This is a genomic window from Arthrobacter crystallopoietes BAB-32 (assembly GCF_000328305.2).
Classification (GTDB): Bacteria; Actinomycetota; Actinomycetes; order Actinomycetales; family Micrococcaceae; genus Crystallibacter; species Crystallibacter crystallopoietes_A.
Genome location: NZ_ANPE02000103.1, coordinates 35844 through 43733 on the forward strand (window position 1 = coordinate 35844; position 7890 = coordinate 43733).

Genomic DNA, 7890 nt, shown 5'->3' on the forward strand with positions numbered 1-7890 from the left:
GTTCAAATAGGGTGTCAATGGCATCCTGCACGGCCCCGGCTCCTCCGTTGGCGCGCTGCCGGAGCCGGTGTCCGAGCGAAGGTGAGGAGCAGCGATGGCCTTCCGACAGCCCTACCTGCACGACCTCACCGGGGTGTTTGCCGCCCCGGTCCAGGCGTGGAGCGACCATCAGGGCCAGATCCGCGGCGACGGGGCGCAAGGCGCGTATTGCGGCGATGACCGGGTCCTGGCCCGGGCGGTCCTGAGGGTCGACGGCGCCGAGCCGGAGTGGATCTCCACGCAGGAGCGGTCGGCCGGAGAAGCGGAGTTCGTCTACACGGTCCGGGTGCCGGCGCCGGTGGCCGATCCGCTGGTCTCCGTGATCCGGGCCCGTTCGGCGTCGCCCGTGCGGCTCGCTGAATCCCTGACCTTCAAATCGATCCGGACGGACACGGTGCGCCTGTCCGTCGAGCTGGAGCTGGTGGCGGACTCGACGCCGATGGACCAGGTCAGAGCCGGGGCCGCTACGTCGTTCGGTTCGTTGGCACCCGGAGGCCCGCAGTGGCAATGGCGCGGCGAGGACACCAGCGCCACCTTGCAGGCCGAGGGGGCCCATTTCGAGTCCAACGGCAGCCAGGTGCTGCTCACGTGGCAGATCGAGCTCAACCCCTCTGACGCCGTCGTCCTTGAATGGTCGCTGGACCTGCGCAACGGAGGCTTTCCGGTGGTCGCTGCCGCCGGGCAGCCGCTGCGGACGCCGTCGGTCACGGGCGACCCGCGCCTGACGCGGCTGATGTCGCGGTCCATCAGCGACCTGAACGGGCTGCGCATCGCGGACCGGGACAACCCGCAGACTGCCTTCCTGGCGGCGGGCGCGCCGTGGTCGATGACGCTGTGCGGCCGGGATGCGCTGATGGCGGCGCGCATGCTGCTCCTGATCGATCCGCAGCTGGCCGCCGGCACGCTCCGGGCACTGGCCGCGCGGCAGGGCACGCACAGTTCGTCGGACTCGGGCGAGCAGCCGGGCAAGATCCTGCAGCTGGTCCGGCGCAGCACCTTCGAAACGGACGACGACGGCCGGATCCGGCAGGTGCCGCCGGTCAGCTACGATTCCATCGACGGCACCTGCCTGTGGATCATCCTGCTGCACGATGCCTGGCACAGCGGCATGCCCGAACAGCAGGTCCGCCAGCTGCTGCCCAATCTGCAGGCGGCGCTGGCCTGGCTGCAGGACTACGCGGATTCCGACGGCGACGGCTTCCTTGAATTCCCTGGCAACGGTCCCGGCGGCGGGACGCAGGGCTGGAAGGATTCGGCCGACGCCATCCGCTTCCAGGACGGCACGGTCGCGCGCGGGCCGATCGCGCTGGCCGAGGTCCAGGCCTACGCCCACGAGGCGGCCACTGTGGGTGCGGAAATGCTGGACCATTTCGGCCTGCCGGGTTCCGGGGAGTGGCGCGCTTTCGCCGCCGACCTGGCCGCCCGGTTCCGCGAGAAGTTCTGGTGCACGGACAAGGCCGGCCCGTACCCCGCCGTCGGCCTGGACCGGGACAAGAAGCCGGTGGACGGCATCTCATCCAGCATGGGGCATCTGCTCGGCACCGGACTGCTGCATCCGGAGGAGAAGGCCATCGTGGTCGAGCGCCTGATGGACCCGTCGATGTTCACTGGTTACGGGCTGCGGACGCTCGCGGACACCAACGGCGGCTACTGGCCAACGCGCCACCACGCCGGCTCGGTGTGGACCCACGATACGGCCTGGGTGGTGATGGGATTGATGCGGGACGGCTTCGAGGCCGAGGCCGCTCGGCTGGCCGGCGGACTGCTCGAGGCCGCCGAAGGCTTCAACTGGCGGCTGCCGGAACTGTTCTCCGGCCACGATTCGGACCGGATGTGGCCGCCGGTTCCCTACCCCACCGCGTGCCGGCCACAGGCCTGGGCGGCGGCCTCCGCCGTGCCGATTGCCCAGGCCCTCGGCGGCTTCAACGTGCTCGGCTGACCCGGGCGGGATATGGCTGCACCCGGGCCGGACACAAGGAAACGGCGCGGGCGGGAAGGCTTCCCGCCGGCGCCGTTTCCTGGCCGGTGTCAGGCGTGCGGCACGTCCGGGCCGGTCGGCCAGCGCAGCAGCGCCGCCACCTTGGTGCCCGGGTTCAGCACGCCCGGCGGAACCAGTGAAACCTTGGCATCCGTAAGCGCGGCTGCCCGGACCATAGCCGACGGGGCAGGGGTGCTGCCGAGCACGCGCCCGCCGAGCGCGTCGCTCTTCTGCGTGGCGATCCACGGCTCCTGGTCCAGCACGAAGGCGTCGTGGTCCACCAGCGAGGTATCTTCCAGGATCAGCCGCTCCACCTGCGCCTGCTGCAGTGCCGCGACCACGTTGCCGAACCCGGTGGCGGAGACCGGATGGCTCTGCCCCTGCTGTTCGGCCAGGCGGTCCAGGATCACCTGCTGCTGTTTCGCCCACACCTCGGCCACCAGGCGGCTGACCTCTTCCTGGAACGCCTTTGGATCCGCCCCTCCGGTGCGGGTATGGGACTCCACGGTGGCCTCGATCGCGCGGCTGGCCTCGGAGAGCTGGTCGACAACGAGTTCGCGCGCCCGGATGTCCCCGGCGACGATCAGCAGCCGCGCCCCGCAGGACCGGACCACCTTATCGATCGCGCCGGCGATTTCATCGGCGTTCTTGCGCCAGATCTCCTCGGTCCGATGCTGCCGGCGGCCCTGCTCCCAGCCGCCGGTGGGAACCTTCTTGAGGTTCTCGCGGTCCCCTTCCACGGCATGCTCTTCGGCCACACCGCTGCGGCGGGCGTACTGCAGGCGGATTTCGCCGCCGTCGCGCCCCACTTCCGCCACTACATAGGGAAAGTCATCCCCGCGCTGCTTGATCAGCGGGATCAGGTCCGGCACGGTCTCGACCGAGATCTTCTCCGGTCCGGTCATCGGCCCGGGCAGCACCTCGTTCACCTCGACAATGCCGTCCCGGACCAGCACGTAGCGGCTGACTGGAGCCGGAAGACCCGTGGCCGGCGCGATGGCCTCTTCGACCGCCCGCAGGTCCGGCTTGGAAACGCCCTGGCCGGAAAGCACCTCGCGGACCCGGTCCGGCAGGACATCGCCGGCCCGCAGGGTGTCCACCGTTCCCGTGCTCGCATCGACGTAGACGGTCGTCCAGGGCCCCGGCTTCTTGTACAGTTCCGCGTACGAATTGAGCTGTTCAGCCATCAGCTGTCCGCACCGCCCTCTGCCTGCTTCTGCTCGCGGCCCTGCTCAGCATTGCGCTTGGCCGAATCGTTCCGCATCGCCTCGAGCACCTCAGGACTGTCGGTCTCGTCCGGGAAGGGTTCGGTCTCGCGGAATTCCTCGGCGTGGCCTGGCTGGTTGCCTTGGATCAGGCCCTGGTCTTCGTGCTTCATCTGGTCATCCAGAGCGGGTCCGTGCTTGTTGCTGCCCCGTTCTTCCATGGCGATCTCCTTCCCGCGCGGCCTCAGCCGGGCGCTTTATCGATCCGTAATGTCACCGTAGCACCGGGTATCAGGGGGTGGAAGGGCACGCCGGACAACCGCCACAGTGCACTTCCGAAGGCCCCGCGGCTGCCTGCGCAGACACCCCCGAAAGCGGCCGCAGCAGCGGCCCGGTACTAGAGTTGTGGCGAACCCGAAGCGAAGGAGCACCATGCACGACCGTGTCCGCAGCGCCCGCCTGGCCGAGCGCATGATGTCCGCAGACGAAGCCGCCACGCTGGTCCAGCCCGGTATGACGGTGGCCATGAGCGGCTTTACCGGCGCGGGGTATCCGAAGGCGGTGCCGCAGTCCTTGGCCAAGCTGATGGCGCGGGAGAACGACGCCGGCAACACCTTCCGGATCAAGGTCCTGACAGGTGCCTCCACGGCGCCGGAACTGGACGGGGTGCTGGCCGAAGCCAAGGGCATGGAGCTGCGCCTGCCATTCCAGTCGGACCCGGCCCTGCGCAACCAGATCAATGCCGGCGAACTGGACTACATCGACATCCACCTGGGCCACGTCGCGCAGCACACCTGGTTCGGCTTCTTCGGACACATCGACCTGGCCATCGTCGAAGTCGCCGGCATCCTCGAAGACGGCCGGCTCATTCCCTCCTCTTCGGTGGGCAACAACAAGACCTGGCTGGAGCAGGCGGACAAGGTCATTCTCGAGGTCAACAACTGGCAGCCCGACGGCCTGGAGGGCATGCATGACGTCTATTACGGCACGGCGCTGCCGCCGAACCGCAAGCCGATCATGCTGGAGCAGCCGGACGACCGGATCGGCGACCTCTACCTCCATGTTGATCCGGCGAAGGTCGTGGCCGTCGTCGAAACCGATGCCCCGGACCGCAACTCGCCGTTCAGCCCGCCGGATGAAACCTCGCAGCGCATCGCCGGGCACATCCTCGAATTTTTCGAGCACGAGATCAAACGCGGGCGGATGCCGGAGAAGCTGCTGCCGCTGCAGTCCGGTGTCGGCAACGTGGCCAACGCCGTGCTGGCCGGACTGGCCACCGGCGGCTACGAAGGCTTGACCGCCTACACCGAGGTAATCCAGGACGGCATGCTGGACCTGATCAAGTCCGGTGTGCTGCGGATGGCCTCGGCCACGTCCTTCTCGCTCAGCGCCGCCGGGCTGGAGGAGTTCAACGCCAACGTGGACTTCTACCGCGAACGGATCCTGCTGCGCCCGCAGGAGATCTCCAACCATCCGGAGGTCATCCGGCGGCTGGGCTGCATCGCGATGAACGGCATGATCGAGGCGGACATCTACGGCAACGTCAATTCCACCCACATTGCCGGCACCAAGATGATGAACGGCATCGGCGGATCCGGCGACTTCGCCCGCAACTCGTACCTGTCCATCTTCATGTCCCCGAGCACCGCCAAGGGCGGCGCCATCTCCGGGATCGTGCCCATGGCCAGCCACGTGGACCACACCGAGCACGACACGATGGTGCTGGTGACCGAGCAGGGGCTGGCGGATATGCGCGGCCTCTCCCCCAAGCAGCGCGCCCGGCTGGTGATCGAAAAGTGCGCCCACCCGGACTACCAGCCGCTGCTCGCAGACTACTTCGACCGTGCCTGCCGCGACAGCCACGGCAAGCACACGCCGCATCTGCTCGGCGAGGCCTTGTCCTGGCATGAGCGGTTCGTCGACAGCGGCAGCATGCTCCCCTGACCACAGCCATTCCCTAAAACAACGACGGCGGGTGCGCACCCGCCGTCGTTGTTTTGGCTGCCGCCGGGCTACCGGCGCAGGTCCTCCCCCGGGCTACCGGGAGAGGTATTCCTCGTGCTGGCGGTGCGCCTCGCGCACCTGTTCGCGGATCTTGTCCACGTCCTTGGCCTTGTTGCGGTACTTCGGCTCCATCTGCTCGATCTGGCGTTCCTCCGCGACCAGGGCCCGGTAGATGCGCTCGCGCTCGGCCGAATCCGCGGTGTATTCGAGGTCCATGTAGTTGACCGCATGGCGCCGGGCGTTGTTGATGGCCGTCTGTGCCTTGCCCGCCTTGCTCATCAGCGATGCGATGACCGTGATGACCAGGACACCGATAATGACGGTCAGCGACAGGCCGATGCTGATCTCGACGACCGGGACCGGCTCGCCGCCGTTGACGAACGGCAGGTTGTTCTCGTGCAGCGCGTGGATGATCAGCTTCACGCCGATGAACGCCAGGATCGCGGCGAGGCCGTAGGAGAGGTAGATCAGGCGGTCCAGCAGGCCGTCGATCAGGAAGTACAGCTGGCGCAGGCCCATCAGCGAGAAGGCCGTGGCGGTGAAGACGATGTAGACGTTCTGGGTCAGCCCGAAGATGGCCGGAATGGAGTCGAGTGCGAAAAGGATGTCGGTGCCGCCGATGGCCACCATCACCAGCAGCATCGGCGTCATGACCTTCTTGCCGTTCTCCATGGTGAACAGCTTGTCGCCGTCGTAGTGGTCCGAGGTGTGGAAGAACCGGCGGGCCAGCCGGATGATGAAGTTGTCCGCTTCGTCGCCGTCCTTCTCGGGCTTCAGCAGGTTGCCGGCGGTGATCAGCAGGATCAGCCCGAAGGCGTAGAACACCCAGGCGAAGGAATTGATCAGCGCAGCGCCGAGGAAAATGAAGCCGGTCCGGGCGATCAGCGAGAACACGATGCCGAACAGCAGGACCTTCTGCTGGTCTTCGCGGGGTACCCGGAAGCTGGCGATGATGATCAGGAAGACGAACAGGTTGTCGACCGACAGCGCCTTCTCGGTGATGTAGCCGGCGAAGTACTCCGAGCCCATGGCGCCGCCGCCGTAGATCAGCACCAGGATGCCGAAGAGGATGGCGATGCCCACGTAGATGGAGGACCAGACGGCCGCTTCCTTCAGCGTCGGCACGTGGGCCTTGCGGATGTGGAAGAAGTAGTCGAAGGCCAGCAGGGCCAGGATGACAACAATGGTGATGCCCCAGATCAGGGGGGAAACAGTCATGAAAACCGCTTTCGTAAGGTGGACAGCAGTGCACCCGCAAGTCTCTCCGCCCGGCGTTGCCCGGGCCGCTGCATCCGGCCGGGCATCTGTGCCCTACGTGTTGACGGCTGCAGCGCTTTGGAATACTCCCTTACGCACTGTCCATTGTAACGGTGCCGCGCCATGGCCCCAACTTAGCAGCGGCGAACCGGCCTGTCAGCGGCGCATGCCGGGCCGGTCCCGCGGCGGCCCGGGCATTCGCCGCGGGCTCTATGCACGCAGGTCACGCTGTGACAGGCTGGCGCCATGTCCTATTACCTCGAGTACATCGTGCCCGCAGAGCAGGGAGAATCCGGCTACGACTTCCCCGTGAGCGAAGAGCACCGCGGCTACACCATCCCGTTGAATGAGACGGACGCCGAAATGGTCCACGTCGGCCAGCTCCCGGTCCGCAGTGAGGTCTACGGTGCCGGCCTGGACGAGGCCATGGCGGCGGCAGAGGAGATCCTCGGCAACAGCAAAGCCAGCCGGGCCGAGCTGTACGACGACCCGGACGACTCCTTGCAGCGCGGCTCCGGCACGCTGGTGGCCAGCTACACCGCCGGCACCGGCTGGCAGGAAGCGGCGCGCTGATTCACTCGCCGAGGACCACCTCGGAGGCTTCGGTGGAACGGTCGACGACGGTGGTCGGCGCTTCCAGATGGACCGCCCCGGAGGGCAGGATGCCGGCCCCGCCGTAGCGCTCCATCACCCGCAGCTGCGCCACGACATCCTCGCCGGCGTGCGCCGGGGGCAGGTCCCTCCAGAAGGCGAAGCCGCCGCAGTCCAGCAGGGCCTGCCGGTCATAGAGGACGCAGCCGCCAACCCATGCCACCCGGTACAGCCGCCAGCCGCCGGCCGGGATCCCGAGCCGGGCGGCGATGTGGGTCAGGTTGGCCGCGTTGTGCAAGGTCCAGCGCTGGAACTGCGGGTCGCCGCGGCGGATCCGCTCCGGCACCACCGGCCCCTCCCACAGTTCGAAGGGCCGCTGCTCGTCCGGGCGCTCATCGTCCAGGTAGGACAGCCCTTGCACGGCGGCGCCCACGAAGCCGCAGCCGGCCTCGCGCAGGGCGCCTGTCATCCGGGCGAGCATGTCCGGCTCCAGCCAGACGTCATTGTCGAGGAACAGCACCAGGCCGGCTTCCGCCAGGCCCAGCAGGAAATCGCGCTGTTCGGCCATGCCCCGGCGCGGCAAGTGGTGTTCCAGCCGCACCGGGCGGCCCTGGGCCTGCAGCACCCGGACCATCGCTGCGACCGCCGGATGTTCCCACGCGGGTTCGGGCTCCGTCTGGTCGCTGATGATGACGCCGAAGGACGGCCCGTCCTGCGCGGCGAGGCCGGACAGCGTGACCGCCAATTCGGCCGGACGTCCGAAGTTGGGGATCAGGACCTGCACCTCGGGCGTCGGGGCAGGCGGCAGCGGGCTGG

At 67.9% G+C, this 7890-nt stretch carries 7 protein-coding genes; 3 read left to right on the forward strand and 4 right to left on the reverse strand.

Annotation, left to right across the window (positions count from 1 at the left end):
• Window positions 1–94: 94 nt before the first annotated feature.
• Window positions 95–1978 (forward strand): glycogen debranching N-terminal domain-containing protein, encoded by a 1884-nt coding sequence (locus D477_RS07895; RefSeq protein WP_005268493.1) that lies wholly within the window; start codon window positions 95–97, stop codon window positions 1976–1978.
• An 89-nt stretch (window positions 1979–2067) separates the two neighbouring features.
• Here the strand turns inward: D477_RS07895 and D477_RS07900 are convergent, their stop codons facing one another.
• Together D477_RS07900 and D477_RS07905 are read right to left on the reverse strand one after the other, a co-directional pair.
• Entirely contained in the window at window positions 2068–3204 is a 1137-nt protein-coding gene (locus tag D477_RS07900; protein ID WP_005268494.1) for a baeRF2 domain-containing protein, read from the reverse strand.
• Entirely contained in the window at window positions 3204–3443 is a 240-nt protein-coding gene (locus tag D477_RS07905) for a hypothetical protein (protein WP_005268495.1), read from the reverse strand. Before D477_RS07905 ends, D477_RS07900 begins: the two co-directional genes overlap by 1 nt.
• Before the next feature lie 211 nt (window positions 3444–3654).
• Between D477_RS07905 and D477_RS07910 the strand changes: the two genes are divergently transcribed.
• Window positions 3655–5166, forward strand: a complete 1512-nt coding sequence (locus D477_RS07910) for an acetyl-CoA hydrolase/transferase family protein (RefSeq protein ID WP_005268496.1) — start codon at window positions 3655–3657, stop codon at window positions 5164–5166.
• A gap of 93 nt (window positions 5167–5259) precedes the next feature.
• Here D477_RS07910 and D477_RS07915 read toward each other — a convergent pair whose 3' ends face one another.
• Window positions 5260–6444, reverse strand: coding sequence for a TerC family protein (locus tag D477_RS07915; protein WP_005268497.1), 1185 nt, complete (start codon window positions 6442–6444; stop codon window positions 5260–5262).
• 285 nt (window positions 6445–6729) lie between these two features.
• Between D477_RS07915 and D477_RS07920 the strand changes: the two genes are divergently transcribed.
• Window positions 6730–7056: a hypothetical protein gene (locus D477_RS07920; RefSeq protein ID WP_005268498.1), complete on the forward strand. Its 327-nt coding sequence runs from the start codon at window positions 6730–6732 to the stop codon at window positions 7054–7056.
• A gap of 1 nt (window position 7057) precedes the next feature.
• Here the strand turns inward: D477_RS07920 and D477_RS07925 are convergent, their stop codons facing one another.
• Entirely contained in the window at window positions 7058–7882 is an 825-nt protein-coding gene (locus D477_RS07925; RefSeq protein ID WP_052510717.1) for a glycosyltransferase family 2 protein, read from the reverse strand.
• Between the last annotated feature and the right edge of the window lie 8 nt (window positions 7883–7890).